The 17,124-nt window shown below is 72.7% G+C and carries 17 protein-coding genes and 1 pseudogene; 9 read left to right on the top strand and 9 right to left on the bottom strand.

The window, feature by feature from the left end; translation table 11 throughout:
- Nucleotides 1–23: 23 nt before the first annotated feature.
- The 3 genes from ACFYWI_RS31970 (at nt 24) to ACFYWI_RS31960 (ending at nt 1,022) form a co-directional block, all read left to right on the top strand.
- Complete coding sequence (locus ACFYWI_RS31970; RefSeq protein WP_389239249.1) at nt 24–299, top strand: ArsR/SmtB family transcription factor; 276 nt, start codon at nt 24–26, stop codon at nt 297–299.
- 13 nt (nt 300–312) lie between these two features.
- Nucleotides 313–702, top strand: a complete 390-nt coding sequence (locus tag ACFYWI_RS31965; RefSeq protein ID WP_389239248.1) for a VOC family protein — start codon at nt 313–315, stop codon at nt 700–702.
- Nucleotides 703–824: 122 nt separating this feature from the next.
- Nucleotides 825–1,022, top strand: coding sequence for a hypothetical protein (locus tag ACFYWI_RS31960; RefSeq protein ID WP_389239247.1), 198 nt, complete (start codon nt 825–827; stop codon nt 1,020–1,022).
- Between the two features lie 10 nt (nt 1,023–1,032).
- Here the strand turns inward: ACFYWI_RS31960 and ACFYWI_RS31955 are convergent, their stop codons facing one another.
- The 6 genes and pseudogenes from ACFYWI_RS31955 to ACFYWI_RS31930 all read right to left on the bottom strand — a co-directional run bounded on the left by ACFYWI_RS31955 (nt 1,033) and on the right by ACFYWI_RS31930 (nt 9,570).
- Entirely contained in the window at nt 1,033–2,376 is a 1,344-nt protein-coding gene (locus ACFYWI_RS31955; protein WP_389239246.1) for an RNA polymerase sigma factor, read from the bottom strand.
- Nucleotides 2,377–2,558: 182 nt separating this feature from the next.
- Nucleotides 2,559–4,469: a DNA primase gene (dnaG, locus tag ACFYWI_RS31950; RefSeq protein WP_389239245.1), complete on the bottom strand. Its 1,911-nt coding sequence runs from the start codon at nt 4,467–4,469 to the stop codon at nt 2,559–2,561.
- Nucleotides 4,470–4,508: 39 nt separating this feature from the next.
- Nucleotides 4,509–5,771 (bottom strand): NAD(P)/FAD-dependent oxidoreductase, encoded by a 1,263-nt coding sequence (locus ACFYWI_RS31945; protein WP_389239244.1) that lies wholly within the window; start codon nt 5,769–5,771, stop codon nt 4,509–4,511.
- A 128-nt stretch (nt 5,772–5,899) separates the two neighbouring features.
- Nucleotides 5,900–7,315 (bottom strand): deoxyguanosinetriphosphate triphosphohydrolase, encoded by a 1,416-nt coding sequence (locus tag ACFYWI_RS31940; RefSeq protein ID WP_389239242.1) that lies wholly within the window; start codon nt 7,313–7,315, stop codon nt 5,900–5,902.
- 35 nt (nt 7,316–7,350) lie between these two features.
- Nucleotides 7,351–8,243, bottom strand: a pseudogene (locus ACFYWI_RS31935) (sirohydrochlorin chelatase).
- Nucleotides 8,244–8,823: 580 nt separating this feature from the next.
- A complete protein-coding gene (locus ACFYWI_RS31930; RefSeq protein WP_389239241.1) occupies nt 8,824–9,570 on the bottom strand; it encodes a hypothetical protein in 747 nt (248 codons plus the stop codon).
- Nucleotides 9,571–9,638: 68 nt separating this feature from the next.
- On the opposite strand from ACFYWI_RS31930, the gene ACFYWI_RS31925 reads away from it, so the two are divergent.
- The 3 genes from ACFYWI_RS31925 (at nt 9,639) to ACFYWI_RS31915 (ending at nt 13,409) form a co-directional block, all read left to right on the top strand.
- On the top strand, nt 9,639–10,340 hold the full coding sequence (locus ACFYWI_RS31925) for a vancomycin high temperature exclusion protein (RefSeq protein ID WP_389239240.1): 702 nt from the start codon (nt 9,639–9,641) through the stop codon (nt 10,338–10,340).
- Between the two features lie 63 nt (nt 10,341–10,403).
- Nucleotides 10,404–10,985: a TIGR03086 family metal-binding protein gene (locus ACFYWI_RS31920; RefSeq protein ID WP_389239239.1), complete on the top strand. Its 582-nt coding sequence runs from the start codon at nt 10,404–10,406 to the stop codon at nt 10,983–10,985.
- Nucleotides 10,986–11,171: 186 nt separating this feature from the next.
- Nucleotides 11,172–13,409, top strand: a complete 2,238-nt coding sequence (locus ACFYWI_RS31915) for a molybdopterin oxidoreductase family protein (protein ID WP_389239238.1) — start codon at nt 11,172–11,174, stop codon at nt 13,407–13,409.
- A 248-nt stretch (nt 13,410–13,657) separates the two neighbouring features.
- Here ACFYWI_RS31915 and ACFYWI_RS31910 read toward each other — a convergent pair whose 3' ends face one another.
- The 3 genes from ACFYWI_RS31910 to ACFYWI_RS31900 form a co-directional block, all read right to left on the bottom strand.
- The gene (locus ACFYWI_RS31910) at nt 13,658–14,101 is read right to left on the bottom strand and encodes a gamma-glutamylcyclotransferase family protein (RefSeq protein ID WP_389239237.1); all 444 of its coding nucleotides are present in this window, start codon (nt 14,099–14,101) and stop codon (nt 13,658–13,660) included.
- Complete coding sequence (cutA, locus tag ACFYWI_RS31905) at nt 14,098–14,439, bottom strand: divalent-cation tolerance protein CutA (RefSeq protein ID WP_389239236.1); 342 nt, start codon at nt 14,437–14,439, stop codon at nt 14,098–14,100. Before cutA ends, ACFYWI_RS31910 begins: the two co-directional genes overlap by 4 nt.
- 120 nt (nt 14,440–14,559) lie before the next feature.
- Nucleotides 14,560–15,186, bottom strand: coding sequence for an NADPH-dependent FMN reductase (locus ACFYWI_RS31900; RefSeq protein WP_389239235.1), 627 nt, complete (start codon nt 15,184–15,186; stop codon nt 14,560–14,562).
- Nucleotides 15,187–15,624: 438 nt separating this feature from the next.
- On the opposite strand from ACFYWI_RS31900, the gene ACFYWI_RS31895 reads away from it, so the two are divergent.
- The 3 genes from ACFYWI_RS31895 (at nt 15,625) to ACFYWI_RS31885 (ending at nt 17,056) form a co-directional block, all read left to right on the top strand.
- Nucleotides 15,625–16,128 carry a hypothetical protein gene (locus tag ACFYWI_RS31895; protein WP_389239234.1) on the top strand — a complete coding sequence of 168 codons (504 nt, stop codon included), beginning with the start codon at nt 15,625–15,627 and terminating at the stop codon, nt 16,126–16,128.
- Nucleotides 16,129–16,239: 111 nt separating this feature from the next.
- Nucleotides 16,240–16,875 (top strand): class F sortase, encoded by a 636-nt coding sequence (locus ACFYWI_RS31890; RefSeq protein WP_389239233.1) that lies wholly within the window; start codon nt 16,240–16,242, stop codon nt 16,873–16,875.
- A 16-nt stretch (nt 16,876–16,891) separates the two neighbouring features.
- The gene (locus ACFYWI_RS31885) at nt 16,892–17,056 is read left to right on the top strand and encodes a hypothetical protein (protein WP_389239232.1); all 165 of its coding nucleotides are present in this window, start codon (nt 16,892–16,894) and stop codon (nt 17,054–17,056) included.
- Nucleotides 17,057–17,124 lie beyond the last annotated feature (68 nt).

The following is a 17,124-nucleotide window of genomic DNA, read 5'->3' as shown; positions in this document are numbered from 1 at the left end:
AGTGAGCACTTGCCTATAACGGGGTGGTGAGCGACATCTTCCACGCGCTCGCCGCACCTGCGAGAAGAGCGATCCTCGACGAGCTGCACGACCGTGACGGCCAGACGCTGTTCGAACTGTGCACCCGGCTGACCATGAAGCACGGGCTCGGCCTGTCCCGGCAGGCCGTGTCCCAGCACCTCGAAGTGCTCGAGGCAGCCGGTCTCGTGACCAGCAGGCGCGACGGCAAGTTCAGATTCCACCACCTCGACACCGCCCCGCTGCAGAGCATCGTGGAGCGGTGGCCGCCCCGGACATGAGAGGAAGAGCGCCATGAGGATCAACGTCACAAGCGTCTTCGTCGACGACCAGGACAAGGCCCTGTCCTTCTACACGGACGTGCTCGGATTCGTGAAGAAGACCGAGATCCCGCTCGGCGGCGACGCCCGCTGGCTGACCGTCGTCTCCCCGGAGGACACCGACGGCACCGAACTGCTCCTGGAGCCGGACGGCCACCCGGCCGTCGGCCCCTTCAAGAAGGCGCTGGTCGAGGACGGCATCCCCGCCACGTCGTTCGCCGTCGACGACGCCCGCGCGGAGTACGCGCGCCTGCGTGCGCTCGGGGTCCGCTTCACCCAGGAGCCTCTCGAGATGGGCGGGGTGACGATGGCCGTCCTCGACGACACCTGCGGCAATCTGATCCAGATCGCCAGCCAGGTATAGACCGCTCCCTCTCCCCGGTTCCCCTGCGGGAACGCATGCGATCTTGGTGAGGGAAAATGGGCCGTCACGGACCACGACCGCGTCCGTACGGCACGACCCACATCCGCACAAGGGGGAACCACATGGCAGGGAAGAGCACGCCGGGACAGGGCGTCGCGCTGTGGATGCCGCTGGGGGTGGCGTTGGGGATCTCACTCGGGATGCTCACCGACAACCTGGCCCTGGGAATCGCGCTCGGGCTCGCCCTCGGCGTCGGTATCGGTCTCGGCATCGACGCCCGCGCCAAGCGACAGGGACCGGACGACGATCACGAGGGATGAGCCGCGGCGCTCAGTCGAGATAGCCGCGCAGCTGGTCGGCGAAGGCATGGTCGCGCAGCTTGTTGAGGGTCTTGGACTCGATCTGGCGGATCCGTTCACGGGTCACACCGAAGAGCCGGCCGATCTCCTCGAGGGTGCGCGGCCGGCCGTCGGCCAGCCCGTAGCGCAGCTGCACCACCTTGCGTTCACGCTCGCCGAGCGTGGACAGCACCGCCTCCAGATGCTCGCGCAGCAGAAGGAAGGCGGCGGACTCGACGGGGGACGCGGCATCACCGTCCTCGATCAGGTCGCCGAGCGCCACGTCGTCCTCCTCCCCCACCGGCGCATGCAGGGATACGGGCTCCTGGGCGAGCCGCAGCACCTCGCTGACCCGCTCGGGCGGCAGCTCGAGCTGGGCGGCGACCTCTTCGGGGGTGGGTTCGTAGCCGCGTTCCTGGAGCATGCGGCGCTGCACCCGCACGACCCTGTTGATCAGCTCGACCACATGGACCGGGACACGAATGGTCCGCGCCTGGTCGGCGAGCGCACGTGACATGGCCTGGCGGATCCACCATGTCGCGTACGTCGAGAACTTGTAGCCGCGGGCGTAGTCGAACTTCTCGACCGCCCTGATCAGGCCGAGGTTTCCCTCCTGGACCAGGTCGAGCATCGTCAGTCCGCGGCCGACGTAGCGCTTGGCGACGGAGACGACGAGGCGGAGGTTGGCCTCGATCAGCCGGCGCTTGGCCATCCGGCCCATGACCACCAACGTGTCGAGATCGGCGGCGAGCTGGGAATCGGGCGTGCCGGCGAGCCGTTCCTCGGCGAAGAGACCCGCCTCGACCCGACGCGCCAGCTCCACCTCCTCGGCGGCGGTGAGCAGCGGGATGCGGCCGATCTCGCGCAGATACTGGCGGAAGAGGTCGGAGGAGGGTCCGCCGGTGTCCGCCCGGCCGACGGGCCGCGGCTCGGGCGGCTCCGGCGTCTCGTGCACGTGCTGAATGTCGCGTACGTGCTGCGTCTCGTGCACATCAGGCGTCTCGTGCACATCAGGCCTCTTGTGCCCGTCCGCCGGCTCCTCGTCCGCGCCCTGCGCGTCGGCGTCCGGCACCGCGTCGAGGTCGGCCGCGACCCTCTGGGCAGGGACCTGCTCGGCCAGGGCGGCCGCAAGAGCGGTGACGGTCGGGGCGGCTTCGGTCTCGGTCAGGGTCTGCACGGGGGCGACCTCCAGGGTGATCGCTGCCGGTTCGGGGGCGTGCGGCAGCGGGACGGCAACGGCCGCAGGGCCGCTTTCCGTCCCGTACGCGACGAGCGGATCCGCGGGGATATCAGGCCCACTTCGGGTGGACCGGCCGCGCTCCGGGGACTCAGACACCGCACCCCAGTGTGGGGTACGACACATCCCCGCCACGAGGGGCGTGCGGTGACTTTTTGAGACCCGTGCGTGACCGTCCGGTTACGCGGATGCCGCTGGTGCCGCCGTCCGGGCGGATCGGCCGGCGCGCCGCGACCTGCCGGCATGCCGGAGCGCCGACACGCTGCTGGTGCGCGGGGCGCTCAGAGCGCGTCGGCGCCCTGGTTGCGCAGGGACTGGGCGTACTGCTGGAGCACCCACAGCTCGTTCTGCACGGCCGCCCCCTGCTCCGGGTCGCCATGCTGGCCGAGGCGCGCGAGCGTGCCCTGGACGTCGCGGATACGGCGGTCCACCGCACGCAGACGGACCTGGACGAGCTGGAACCCCGCGTACGTCTCGTCGACCGTGCGGGAGTGGACGGCCTCCACGGCGAGCTCGGTGACCATGGCGCGCACCGTGTCGTTCGGGGCCGCGTCCCGGACCCGGGCCAGGTAGTCGGGGCTGTCCCGGGTGCCCTGTTCGGCGCCGCCCGCCTCCGCGATGGTCTGGCGCACCGCCGCGTACGGAGGGGCGGTGAACTCGTCGACGCCGTACGCGTCGAAGGCCGGGGAGACCAGGTCCGGGTGCTGGAGTGCAAGCTTGAGCAGCTCGCGCTCGGTGCGGTGGGCGGGGCTGCGCAGGTTGAGCGCGGGGCCGGCCTGGGCCTGGGGGGCACGCTGCTGCTCGTACGGGGCGGGGGTGCGCGACGGGCCGCCGTGCCGGTCCGGGCCGCGGCCGCCGCGCTCGCGGGCCCAGCGCGCGAGCTGGGCGACCCTCTTGACCACGAACTGGGTGTCGAGGATGCCGAGGATGCCGGCGAGCTGCACCGCCGACTCGTGCTGGATCGCGCCGTTCTTGATACCGGCCACGATGGGCGCGGCCTCGTCGAGCGCGGCGGCACGGCCCGCGGGCGTCTCCAGGTTGTGCCGGGCCACCATGTGGCGGATGGCGAACTCGAAGAGCGGGGTGCGGGTTTCGACCAGCTTCTGTACGGCGGGGTCGCCCTCGGCCAGGCGCAGCTCGCAGGGGTCCATCCCGCCGGGGGTGATCGCGATCGAGGTCTCGGCGGCGAACTTCTGGTCGTCCTCGAAGGCGCGCAGTGCGGCCTTCTGACCGGCCGCGTCGCCGTCGAAGGTGAAGATCACCTCGGCGGTGGCGTTGTCCATCAGCAGCCGGCGCAGGATCTTGATGTGGTCGCCGCCGAAGGCCGTGCCACAGGTGGCGATGGCTGTGGTGACGCCCGCGAGGTGGCAGGCCATGACGTCGGTGTAGCCCTCGACGACCACGGCCGTGCTGGTCCTGGCGATCTCCTTCTTGGCGAGGTCGATGCCGTACAGCACCTGCGACTTCTTGTAGATCGCGGTCTCGGGGGTGTTCAGATACTTCGGGCCGTTGTCGTCGTCGCGCAGCTTGCGCGCGCCGAAGCCGACGACCTCTCCGGTGATGTCACGGATGGGCCACATCAGCCGGCCGCGGAACCGGTCGATGGGTCCGCGTCGGCCCTCCTGGGACAGGCCGGAGAGGGTCAGCTCCTTGTCGCTGAAGCCCTTGCCGCGCAGAAACCGGGTCAGATGGTCCCAGCCGGCCGGGCTGTAGCCGACGCCGAAGTGCTGGGCGGCGGCCTGGTCGAAGCCGCGCTCGGCGAGGAACTTCCGGCCGATCTCCGCCTCGGGGCCGTCCAGTTGCTCGACATAGAACTGTGCGGCGATCTTGTGGGCCTCCACCAGGCGGATACGCTCGCCGCGCTGGTGGCTGGGGTTGTACCCGCCTTCTTCGTAGCGCAGGGTGATGCCCGCCGTCGCGGCGAGGCGCTCGACCGTCTCGGAGAACGAGAGATGGTCGATCTTCATCACGAAGGCGATCGTGTCGCCGCCCTCCTGGCAGCCGAAGCAGTGGAAGAGACCCTTGCTCGGGCTGACCTGGAAGGAGGGGGACTTCTCGTCGTGGAAGGGACACAGCCCCTTCAGGTTTCCGCCGCCGGCGTTGCGCAGCTGGAGGTACTCGGACACGACGGCGTCGATCGGGACCGCGTCCCGTACCGCCTTCACGTCGTCATCGTTGATCCTGCCGGCCACGCGTGAAGTCTACGGCCGTGCGCCCACAGTCCTGCCCGGTCAGCCGGCCAGCGAAGCGAGCGGCACGGACGGGTCGCCCAGCGCGTCGGGATCCACCTGTGCGCGGGAGCGGACCAGTTGCTGGACGGGGTCCGTGACGTCCCACACATTCACGTTCATCCCGGCGAGCACCCGGCGGTCCTTCAGCCAGAAGGCGATGAACTCCCGTTTGCCCACATCGCCGCGCAGCACCACCTGGTCGTACGAGCCCGCCGGGGCCCAGCCCGAGTACTCCAGGCCCAGGTCGTACTGGTCGGAGAAGAAGTACGGGATGCGGTCGTACGAGACGTCCTGGCCGAGCATGGCGCGTGCGGCCGCCGGACCGCCGTTCAGCGCGTTGGCCCAGTGCTCGACGCGCAGCCGGATCCCCAGCAGCGGATGGTGGACGGCCGCGACGTCGCCCACCGCGTAGATGTCGGGGTCGGAGGTGCGCAGGCTCGCGTCGACGGCGACGCCGCCTCCGTGCTCCCGGTCGGCCAGGGCGAGGCCCGCGGCCTCGGCGAGTGCGGCGCGCGGGGCGGCGCCGATCGCGGCGAGCACATCGTGGGCCGGCTGCTCCTCGCCGTCGTCGGTGCGGGCGGCGAGCACCATCCCGTCCTGCCCTGTGATCTCGGTGAGGCGGGTGCCGAAGCGGAAGCGGACGCCGTGCTCGGTGTGCAGTTCGGTGAAGAACTGGCCCAGCTCGGGGCCGATGACCTGGTGCAGCGGGGTGGCCAGCGGCTCGACGACAGTGACCTCGGCGCCGTAGCCGCGGGCGGCCGCCGCGACCTCCAGGCCGATCCAGCCCGCGCCGGCGATGAGCAGGTGCCCGTTGTCGCGGCCGAGTGCGGTGAGCCGGTGGCGCAGCCGGTCGGCGTGGGCCAAGCGGCGCAGATGGTGGACGCCCGCCAGGTCGGTGCCGGGGATGTCGAGGCGACGGGGCTCGGCGCCGGTGGCCAGCAGCAGCTTGTCGTAGTGCATGACGGCCCCGTCCCCGAGGCGGACCGTGTTGGTGTCGCGGTCGATGGCGACGACGGGCTGGCCGAGGTGGAGTTCGACGTCCGCCTGGGCGTACCAGGCGGTCTCGTGGACGAAGACGCTGTCGCGCTCCTCCTTGCCGGACAGATAGCCCTTGGACAGGGGCGGGCGTTCGTAGGGGTGGTCGCGTTCGTCACCGATGAGGATCACTCGCCCGGTGAACCCTTCGGAGCGGAGCGTCTCGGCGGCTTTGGCCCCGGCCAGTCCGCCGCCGACGATGACGAAGGTCCGATGTGCGTCGACCACGTGATGCCTCCTCTTTGGTTCTACGCTGCTCAGCCTTCAGCGAGCGTCCCGCACGGAGCGTGATGGCGAAAGGGGGAGTGCCCCTCCGGGCGTGTCATATCGGACGGACCCGAGGGACCGGCCTGGTGTCAGCCCGGCGGGCGAGGACCGGTGAGGCGGGCGTGGAGGGTACGCGCGGAGGCGTCGGTGAGGCTGGCGATCTGGTCGACGATCACCCGCTTGCGGGCCCGGTCGTCCTCCGCGGCGTCGAACAGGGCACGGAACTGCGGCTCGAGGTCCTCGGGGGCGCGGGCGGTGAGCGCGCGCGCCAGCTCCGAGAGCACGACACGCTGGTCGGCGCGCAGCACCTCCTGCTCGGCGCGCTGCATCACATAGCGGTCGGCCACGGCCTTGAGGACCGCGCACTCGTTGCGGGTCTCGCGCGGCACGACCAGTTCCGCCGCGTACCGGGTGAGCCGGCCGGAGCCGTACGCCCGGCGGGTGGCGCCCTCCGCGGCCAGGCAGAACCGGCCGATCAGCTGGCTGGTGGCGTCCTTCAGGCGGGCCTGGGCGACAGCCGACCCGTCGTAGTGGTGCGGCCACCACACCTGGTCGACGAGCCGGTCGAGGGCGTCGGACAGCTCCTGCGGGTCGGTGTCCTGCGGTACGTACCGCCCGATCGCCACGTCCCAGATCGCCCGGCGCTCCGTCTGCGACCGCAGGCAGGCGGGGTCGACGTGGCCGGCGTGCAGACCGTCCTCGAAGTCGTGCACCGAGTACGCCACGTCGTCGGACCAGTCCATGACCTGGGCCTCGAAGCACTTGCGGTACGCGGGGGCACCGATCCGCGCCCATGCGAAGACCGGCAGATCGTCCTCGTACACCCCGAACTTCACCGAGTCGGGCTCGGCGGGGTGTCCGCCTCGCGGCCAGGGGTACTTGGTGGCCGCGTCCAGGACGGCCCGGGTGAGATTGAGGCCGACGCTGACCGGCTCGCCGGTGGACTCGCTGTGGATGAACCGCTTGGGCTCGATCCGGGTCAGCAGCCGAAGCGACTGGGCGTTGCCCTCGAAGCCGCCGCAGTCCTTCGCGAAGTCGTTCAAAGTCTGTTCGCCGTTGTGCCCGAAGGGCGGGTGGCCCATGTCGTGGGCGAGGCAGGCGGCCTCGACCAGATCGGGATCGCAGCCGAGTGCGGCCCCCAGCTCCCGCCCGACCTGGGCGCACTCCAGAGAGTGGGTGAGCCGGGTGCGCGGGCTGGCGTCCCAGGCATGGCTGCGGGTGCCGGGGGTGACCACCTGGGTCTTGCCCGCCAGACGGCGCAGCGCCGAGGAGTGCAGTACCCGGGCCCGGTCACGCTGGAAGGCGGTACGGCCGGGGCGCTTGTCCGGCTCGGACGCCCAGCGCTCGGTGGCGGCCTCGTCATAGGCGTCGACGTCGTGCGCGGCGTGACCGAACAGCGCGGGCTGGTAAGCGGCGGGGTCGTGCAGGGCCGGGCGGTGTGCGGCCGGGTCGTGTGCGGCGGGCTCGGACGAGGTGCTGCCGGTGGGGCCGGTGGTGCCATCCATGCACCGAAGGTAACCGGAGCAGGTGACACTCGGGGCTATGCGGCGGAGAGTTCGAGCCGCTGAGGTGCGTACGGGCGGCTGAGTGCCTGGTCGTAGCGGTGCAGCAGCAGCCGGGCGAGGGCGGGGTGGGTACCGAGCGGCTCGGCGGCGATCCACGGCGCGGCCGCGGCGCTGCGGGTGGCGAACAGGCCGGGGGCGGCGAAGTAGGAGGCGACGGCTATGCGGTGCCGGCCGCGGGTGGTGAGGGCGCGGACGGCCGCGGGCACGGTGGGCGTGAGGGCGGAGGCGTAGGCGGCGACGACGGGCACCCCGCCGAGCCGTTCGCTCAGCAGGTCCGCCGTCCGGCGGGTGTCCGTGGCCGAGTCGGGGTCGCGGGAGCCTGCGGACGCCAGGACGACGCCGGCGCTGCGGCTGGTGCCGTCCTCGGGCCGCCAGCCCGCGTCGGCGAGCCGGGAGCAGAGCGCCTCCACCAGCAGCGGGTGCGGTCCGAGCGGTTCGGCGATACGCAGTTCCGCGTCTGGGTGGGCCGCGGCGGCCTGCGGCAGATCGTGCTTGACGTGGTAGCCGCGGCTGAGCAGCAGCGGTACGAGCACACCGCGGGCGGGGCGCCCCCGGCTGCCGCGCAGCCCGGCGAGGGTGTCGCGGAGCAGCGGCTCGTTCAGCTCGATGTGACCGAGACGGACATCGAGCCCGGGGCGGAGCTCACGGACCCCGTCGATGAGCGCGCGGACGGTGAGCGCGGCGCGCGGGTCGCGGCTGCCGTGGGCGACGACAACGAGGGCTGGCCGGTCGGTCGGGGGCATGCGCTGGGGGTTCCGTTCAGTCGGACGTGACTCAGCTGGGTGCCGAGCTGAGCGGTGATGCGCGTGAGCAGCTGCGCTGTGGTGTCGAGGGGCAGGGACTCTCGAAGGTGTTCCGGCTCCGTCATGAACCGATGGTGACGGGCGCAGGTTGCCGGGTTGTTGCGTGAGGGTGACGGGTCTTTGCCACAGGCTCACGGCGCGGCGCAGGCGGGCGTGGAGGCGGCGGTCGGCCGGGCCGGCGCAGGCGGGCGCCCGACCGACGCCATGACCGTCGGCGCGCGCCGGGTCCGAATGGGCGCGGCGTCACCCCGAAACGACGTGATCAATCGCGTGTGGGCGGCGGCGGGGGCTGCTGCCGGCCGGCGCCGGGAGGCCTTCGCGGGCGCGCCTCGCCGCAGCGGCCAGGCCTGCCGGCGGCGGGTTCGCTGCCGACCGGGGCGTGGTCGGCGACCGGGCCGGACGCCCGCCCGAAGCGCAGGCGGATCCACCCGCGCGCAGCCCGGACCGGGTCTCCGGCCAAGGGGCGCCGGGCCGATCGGCGGGCGACACCGGTCGACGGGCCGGCGCAGGCGGGCGTGGAGCCGGCGGTCGGCCGGGCCGGCGCAAGCGGGGCCGGCGCAAGCGGGACCGGCGCAAGCGGGACCGGCGCCCCGCCGTGGCGGATTCTCTGCCCCCGCGACCGGGCGGCTGGGCGGTCGGCGGCGGCTACTCCTCGTCGGCGGCCTGCGCCGACACGAGCCAGACCCGCAGCGGCCCCACCGGCGCGCATCCCTGGCCGACCGCGGCCGTCAGGTCGTCGCCCTGCTCGTACCCGACGACCGGCGTGCCCGGCCATCGGCGGGCGACCGCCGCCAGAGCGCCCGCCCAGGCGGCGTCCAGGTCGTCGTCCACGGCGAACAGGTTGGAGATGCCCGCGGCCCCTGCGCCCAGGCTCACCACGGCGCCGGCGACGATACGGTCCTTGCCCGGCGCCTCGCGCGCTGCCAGGAAGGTGGTCGCGGGGTCGGTCAGCAGTTCCGGGCGGAACAGTCCGGCCAGGCCCTCGTCGCCGTCCCAGGCCGCTGCCCACGCGGCCAGCTCGGCGGGGCTGCGAACCCGCTCCCACTCCCTCCCCGGCGGCGGCACCGGCGCGGGCAGGTCGCCCGGACGGTGCAGCCACTGCGCCTCGAAGAGGACCTCGAACCCCGCCGCTGCCAGGTCCAGGGACACGAAGCTGTCCTTGACCGAGCAGCCGGGGCCTGCCGTGTCGACGGTGCCCAGGATGTCGTCCGCCGTGGCGTCCCCGGTCAGCGTCACCGCGTCCGGGTACAGCGGCGGCGTCCGCCGGCCGTTGGTCCAGACGCGGGCGCCGAAACTGCCCGGCAGCCCGTGGGCACGACACATGGCGTCGCACCACTGCGCGTTGTTGCGTGCGGCCATGTACACCTTGTCGTCGATCACGGCGGTGATCATGCCAACAAGTCGGCCGTCCACCGAACCGTTTCCTCTCCGTAAGCGTCTGACCGGGCGTGATGGGTTCCTTGAAGAAGCTCCGCCTGCCGAAGCCCCGCCTGCCCCGCTCGCGGCGTGCCCGGCGGCGGACCGTGCAGACGGTGATGCTGGGGTGCGTGATCGCGCTCGCGCCCGCGACCTGGATGCACGCCGTCGCCGACAGCCGCGTCCTTACCGTCGCCGAGGTCCCCGCGCAGGATGTCGCCGTCGTGTTCGGCGCCGGGCTCTGGAAAGGCCGGCCCACGCCGTATCTCGCCCACCGCCTGGATGCCGCGGCCGAGTTGTACCGGACGGGCAAGGTCAAGGTCGTGCTGGTCACCGGGGACAACAGCCGGGTGGAGTACGACGAGCCGGACGCGATGCGCACCTATCTCACCGAGCGCGGAGTGCCGGACGGGCGGATCGTCAGCGACTACGCCGGCTTCGACACCTGGGACTCGTGCGTACGCGCGAAGAAGATCTTCGGGGTGGATCGCGCGGTGCTGGTGACGCAGGGCTTCCACATCCGGCGTGCCGTCGCGCTGTGCCGCTCGGCCGGGATCGAGTCGTACGGCGTCTCGGTCGCCGAGCCGCACGACGCGACCTGGTACTACGGCGGCGTACGGGAGATGTTCGCGGCCGGCAAGGCGTCGCTCGACGCGGCGCTCACACCCGACCCGCGGTTCCTCGGCGCCGTGGAGCCTGGTGTGCGCAAGGCCCTCGCCGACGCCACGGCCGCCTCCGGCCGCTGACGCGGAGCGGCACGACGCCCCGCAGACTCGCGCAGGGCTCGGTGGCGCGTAACAGTGAGCCGTATGGAAAACGACATGGCAACGCTGCTCGCCCGGCACTCCGAGGCGCTCGCCCTGTTCACCGAGCGGGTGCACGCCGTGCGCGCCGACCAGTGGGACGATCCGACGCCGTGCACCGAGTGGTCGGTACGCGATCTGGTCAACCACCTCACGGCCGAGCAGCTGTGGGTGCCCGATCTGGTGAGCGACGGTGCGTCGATCGGGGACATCGGCGACGCGTACGACGGCGACGTCCTCGGCGAGCGCCCCCGGGCCGCCTGGGACGCGGCCGCCCGGGCCGCCCGCAAGGCCTTCGCCGCCGACGGAGCACTGGAGCGCACCGTGCGGCTGTCGTACGGGGAGACGCCGGCCGTCGCGTACTGCGCGCAGATGACCACGGACGCGGTGGTGCACGCGTGGGACCTGTCGCGGGCCATCGGCGCATCGGAGCGGCTGCCGGCCGCGCTGGTGGGGTTTGCCCTGGACGAGGTCACGCCGTATGCATCGGGGCTGGCGAAGTCGGGGCTGTTCGCGCCGCCGATCGAGCCGCCGCCGGGTGACAGCCACCAGTCCCGGCTGCTGGCGATGCTGGGCCGGCGCGGCTGACATGAGCCCGCCCTGCTGTGGCCCCGGGGCGGGGAGCGGTCCCCGGGCGGGATCACGCTGTGTCCCCGGGAGAGGGAGCACGGGCGTACACCTCACCGGACCGTGGGGCGGGCGCGGAGCGGGGCGTACCTCGCCCGTAATGCGGCGCGCCCGTCCGCGTAACACGGACGTTCCACGCTGGGCGTCATGCGCGACGAGACCATCCCGACCCACTGCCCTTACTGCGCCCTGCAGTGCGGCATGAATCTGCGGGCGACGCCGGGTTCCGGCGCCGCCGCCGAGACGGTCGTCGAGGTGGTTGAGCGGGCCGACTTCCCCGTCAACCGGGGCGCGTTGTGCGGCAAGGGGCGTACGGCCCCCTCCCTGCTCTCCTCCCGGGTACGCCTGACCGAGCCACTGATCCGAAGCCACGCCACAGGCAGGCTCGAACCGGCGACCTGGGAGGAGGCCCTGCGTACGATCGCGGACGGGCTGCGCCGTACGAGGGCGCAGCACGGCCCCGACGCGGTGGGCGTCTTCGGCGGCGGCGGTCTGACCAACGAGAAGGCGTACACGCTGGGCAAGTTCGCCCGCGTCGTGCTCGGCACCTCGCAGATCGACTACAACGGGCGCTTTTGCATGTCGTCGGCGGCGGCCGCGCACAACAAGGCATTCGGTCTCGACCGGGGGCTGCCGTTCCCGCTGGAGGACATTCCGCGCACGGGGTGCGTGATCCTCGTCGGCTCCAACCTCGCCGAGACGATGCCGCCCGCACTGCGCTATCTGACCGAGCTGAAGGCGAACGGCGGCACGCTCATCGTCATCGACCCGCGGCGCACCAAGACCGCCGAGCAGGCCGATCTGCACCTGGCGCCGCGCCCCGGCACGGATCTGGCGCTCGCGCTCGGCCTACTGCATGTGGTGGTGGCGCAGGGGCGTACGGACGAGGAGTTCATCCGCGAGCGTACGAGCGGCTGGGCGGAGGCCAGGGCCGCGGCGATGGCGCACTGGCCCGAGCTGGTCGAGCGGATCACCGGCGTCGGCGTGCCCGAGCTGCGCGAAGCGGTACGGCTGTTCTGCGACGCGCCGACCGGCATGGTGCTCACGGCGCGCGGGCCGGAGCAGCACTCCAAGGGCACGGACACGGTCAGCGCCTGGATCAACCTGTGCCTGGCCACCGGCCGGGCGGGCCGGCCACTGTCCGGCTACGGCTGTCTGACCGGACAGGGCAACGGCCAGGGCGGCCGGGAACACGGCCAGAAGGCCGACCAGCTGCCGGGCTACCGCAAGCTGGACGACCCGGCGGCGAGGGCCCATGTCGCAAGGGTGTGGGGCGTGGAGCCCGAGACGCTGCCGGGACCGGGGCGCAGTGCGTACGAACTGCTCGACGCGCTGGGCCAGGACGTGAAGTCGCTGCTGCTGATGGGGTCGAACCCGGTGGTGTCCGCCCCGCGCGCGGGGCACATCGAGGAGCGGCTGCGCTCCCTGGACTTCCTCGCCGTCGCGGACGTGGTGCTGTCGGAGACGGCGGCGCTGGCGGATGTGGTGCTGCCGGTCACGCAGTGGGCGGAGGAGACGGGCACGACGACGAACCTGGAGGGCCGGGTACTGCTGCGCCGCAAGGCGGTGCAGGCGCCGTCCGGCATACGCAGCGATCTCGAGGTGCTGGGCGCTCTGGCCGAGCTGCTCGGGCACGAGAAGGGATTCCCCTCGGACCCGGAGGAGGTCTTCGAGGAGCTGCGGCGGGCGTCCGCGGGCGGCCCGGCGGACTACTCGGGCATCACGTACCGCAGGATCGCGGAGGAGAACGGCGTGTTCTGGCCGTGCCCGGAGACGGTCGAGGACGCGATCGAGGCCCCTTCCGGGGACGCGGGGCCGGCCCGGTCGGAGGTCCTGTCCGGGATGCACACGGCCGGCCGGGGCAAGGCCGACGGTCCGGTCGGCTCGGCGGCCCCCGTTCACCCCGGCACGCCGCGGCTTTTCCTGGACAGGTTCGCGACAGCGGACGGGCGGGCCCGTTTCATCCCGGTCGGGCACCGGCCGGCCGCGGAGGAGCCGGACGCGGAGTACCCGGTGCTGCTGACGACGGGGCGGGTGGTGGCCCAGTACCAGTCCGGCGCGCAGACCCGGCGGGTCGACGAACTCAACACCGCCGCGCCCGGACCGTTCGTGGAGCTGCATCCACAGCTCGCGGAACGCCTCGGGGCCGCCGAGGGCGACCCGATCGCGGTCGTGTCGCGCCGCGGCCGCGCGGTGGGTCCGGCGCGGATCACCCACGGCATACGGCCCGACACGGTGTTCATGCCGTTCCACTGGCCGGGCGACGGCCGGGTCAACACGGTGACGAATCCGGCGCTCGACCCGACCTCGCGGATGCCGGAGTTCAAGGTCTGCGCGGTCCGGGTGGAACGCGCCGAGCAGCCCGCTCCGGCGGCCGCGGCCTGAGGTACGGGGGGCCTCAGTCCGAGGTCCGGCCCGGTCGGCCGAGGGGCTTTCGCCCGGGTCGGCGAGGCCCGGCGCCGGGCCTGGCCGACCGCGGCGCAATCGGCCCGGGCCTGACACGGCGGGCCCTCGGCCGCACAGACAAGCCGCCCGCCCGACCGGGCGCTCCCGGTCCGAACGCAGCCTGGTCCGGCCGGAACACAGAACAGGGCGGCCGCGTACGGGCGACGCCCTGCCCGGTCCGGGATCGGCTACGTCCCCGCCCGGTCCGACCAGTCGCCTCCCCCGATCACCCTCCCCCGGGCCCGCAGTTCGCGCGCGATGCCGTCCGCCGCGATGTAGACCCAGGCCCGGATCGCCGTGCCGTCCTCGACAACCACGTCGCGCACCACCCGCTCGTACAGATTGCGCGGGTCGCCCGGGGCGACGAACTCCTCGAGACGGTCCAGCACCGCGAGAAGCTCCCCGTACTCCCCCGGCGCCGCGGTCACCACCTCCCCGGCGACCGTGTCACCGCCGCCGGGGTCGTCGACGGCGTAGGGATAGCCCGGGCCGGCGTACAGCAGCGCGCCCGGCAGCGTCGCGGGCTCCTCGGCGACGGTACGCCCGTGCAGGAAGAGGTCGTGGTTGTGTTCGCCGGGGCGCAGCGTGCCGTAGACGAAGAACGGGAGGCGGGAACGCTCCTTGCCGGTCACGGCGCGGCGGTTTCCGCCCGGACCCAGGCCGCGTACGCCGCGCTGCCGCGCACCACCGGGGTGGCGATGATCTCCGGTGTGTCGTAGTCGTGGGCCGCGGTCAGATGCGCTTCCAGCGCGTCGTAGCAGTCCGGGGTGGTCTTGAAGAGGATCTGCCACTCCTCGGCGGTCTCGATCGCGTTCTGCCAGTGGTAGACCGAGGTCACGGGCGCGGTGATCTGTGCACAGGCGGCCAGCCGCGCCTCCACGGCGCCGCGGGCCAGCTCCCGCGCCTTGTCCGCGCTGTCGGTGGTGGTCAGGACGGCCAGCAGCGGCGGCGAGGCGAGTGGTCGGTCCACGGCATGGGCTCCTTCGGGTCGTCATGGGGCTCAACGTCTGCGAACGGGCCCGGTCCGGCCCCGCCCTCGCCACCGTACGCAGTCCCCGGCCCGACCTGGACGTCCACCGCCGCGCCGCGCTCAACCGGCGTACGGACGGACCGACTTGGCGTCCCGCAGCGCAGTGCCCCACCAGGCGAGCTGGTCGAGCATGGTCTTGGCGGCGGCGTCCGGTCCGGCGGGGTCGCGGTGCTGTCCCGCGTCGTCGAAGTGGGCGCGGGCATTGTGGAACGAGACGGTGTCGCGGACGGTGACGGCGTGCATCTCGGCGAAGACCTGGCGCAGTTGCTCGACGGCCCGCAGCCCGCCGGAGATGCCGCCGTAGGAGACGAAGGCGACGGGCTTGGCCTGCCATTCGGTGTAGTGCCAGTCGATGAGGCTCTTGAGGGCGGCGGGGAAGGAGTGGTTGTACTCGGGGGTGAGCACGACGAAGGCGTCGGCACCGGCCAGCTTCGGCGAGACCTTGGCCAGCTCGGCGCGCACCTCCGGCGAGGGGTTGTAGGAGAGGGCGGTGGGCAGCTCGGCCTCGACGAGGTCGACGAGCTCGACGCTGAAGTCCTCGCGCAGGGCGGCCCTGGAAAGGAACCAGTCGGCGATGACGGGTCCGAAGCGGCCGTCGCGGGTGGAGCCGACGATGACGGCGAGCTTGAGGGGCGCGGCGCCCGACGGGACGTGCGGCGCGGCGTTCCCAGATGGGGTGAGGTCCATAGGGAGAGCGTCTTACCTCAAGCGCGGTTGAGGTCAAGCACCACCCGCGGAAGAGCGATCACACGAACGGGCGAGCTGCTGTGACGGGCGGGTCGCCTCAAGGTCGCGGTGCTACGACAGTGGTCACCGACCGGGCGGCTCCCCCCTTGGCGCGCGCCGCCGGTTCGCTCGACGCGCACGCCCCGGTGCACACCCCGCACCGGACCCGCCGACGGCGCGCCGTCGGCGCGCCCGGTTTCACCCGTTCAGCAGGGTCCACGGCACCGAGGGAGACTGACGCCCCGTCACCGTCGCCGACCTGCAACAACACCTACTGTCCAGTGCGACACGCCGATCAGGCCACATGGATCTGATGGCTCATCAGCAGGCGTGGAGGGCGGGCTGCGCCTTATCTCGGAGAGAACGGCACACCGCACCATGCGCTTTCCGGAGGACCCCATGGTCACGTCACGCCTGCTGGCCGCCACCGCACTGGCGCTCGTCTCCATAGGCCTCGGCGCCCAGGCGGCGTACCCCGGCGACGCCGGGACGCTGGAGGTGTCCCCCTCGCCCGCGAGCCCCGGCACGAAGGTCACCGTGAGCACCACCGCGTGCGGCAAGGACGGCCACGGCACGGGTGACGCGAGCTCGGTCGGTGCGGGCGAGTTCCGGCTGCGCGCCGACGCGCACGAGGAGGGCGCGGTGGGCCGGTTCACCATCCCGGACGACACCGAGCCGGGCACCTACGACATCGAGGTGCGCTGCAAGAAGGGCAAGCGCGCCGAGGGCGAGCTGGTGGTGCGGCACCACGGCAGGCCGAGTGGCCATGTCAGCACCGGCGTCGGCGGCAGCGTCGGTCCTGACACCACCCAGATCGCGGCGGGCGTGGCCGTACTGGCCGCGGCCGCCGTCGGCGGGACGCTGCTGCTGCGGCGCCGGGCGAGCGGCGCGCAGGACAGCTGACGGGCAGGTTCGCACCGCCCGAGTACCGCCGCGTCCCCGCTCCCGCCCGGCCCATGGCCGACGGGGGCGGGGCACCTCTCCCGGCAGCGACCCGAGGAGACCGGAGGAGCGATGACCCCCAAGAACAAGGGCTGGGGGGGCATAGCCGTCGCCGTCGGCGTCGGACTGTGGCTGGTCCACAGCGGCTCGCACGACGTCACCCCGCCGATGCCGTCGGCCGCCGAGGCGTTCGCGGCCGGGCCGGGGGTCCACACGGACGCCGCCGCCGATCCGCTGGCGCCCTCGGTCCCCGTACGGCTGCGCATACCCGAGATCCGCGTCGACGCCCCGGTCATGGGGCTGGGCCTGGGCAGGGGCGGCAGCCTGGAGGTGCCGCCGGCCGGTGACCGCAATCTGGCCGGCTGGTACGAGGACGGTACGTCGCCGGGCGCCAAGGGCACGGCGATCATGGCCGGCCATGTCGACAACGCGCGGGGCCCGTCCGTCTTCTACAGCCTCGGCGCGCTGAAGAAGGGCCACCGGATCGAGGTGACCCGCAGGGACGGGCGCACCGCTGTGTTCACCATCGACGCCATCGAGGTGTACGAGGCCGACACATTCCCGGACGAGAAGGTCTACGGGCCGAGCGACCGTGCCGAACTGCGGGTGATCACCTGCGGCGGCGGATTCACGAGGAAGACCGGCTACCAGGGCAACGTGGTGGCGTACGGACACCTGATCGGAGTGCGGCCGAGCGGGCGGGCCTGATACGGCGGAGACAGGCATGGGCAGTCTCGGACGGCGAAGGGGCGGCAACCCGGCCGACAGCAACCCGGCCGACAGCAACCCGGCCGACAGCAACCCGGCCGACAGCAACCCGGCCGACAGCAACCCGGCCGACAGCAACCCGGTTGGATCGTTGGGTGTGGGGCCGCCCTCCTGGTCTTGATGGTGGCGGCTTCGGGTCGGGCGTCAAGGGCGCTCGGTCGTTCCTCCCTCGCGTCGCCGTTGGCGATT

This window comes from Streptomyces sp. NPDC002889 (assembly GCF_042888425.1).
Lineage (GTDB): Bacteria > Actinomycetota > Actinomycetes > Streptomycetales > Streptomycetaceae > Streptomyces.
Note: the sequence above shows the minus strand (reverse complement) of the source record. Positions and strands in the feature narration are given on the sequence as shown.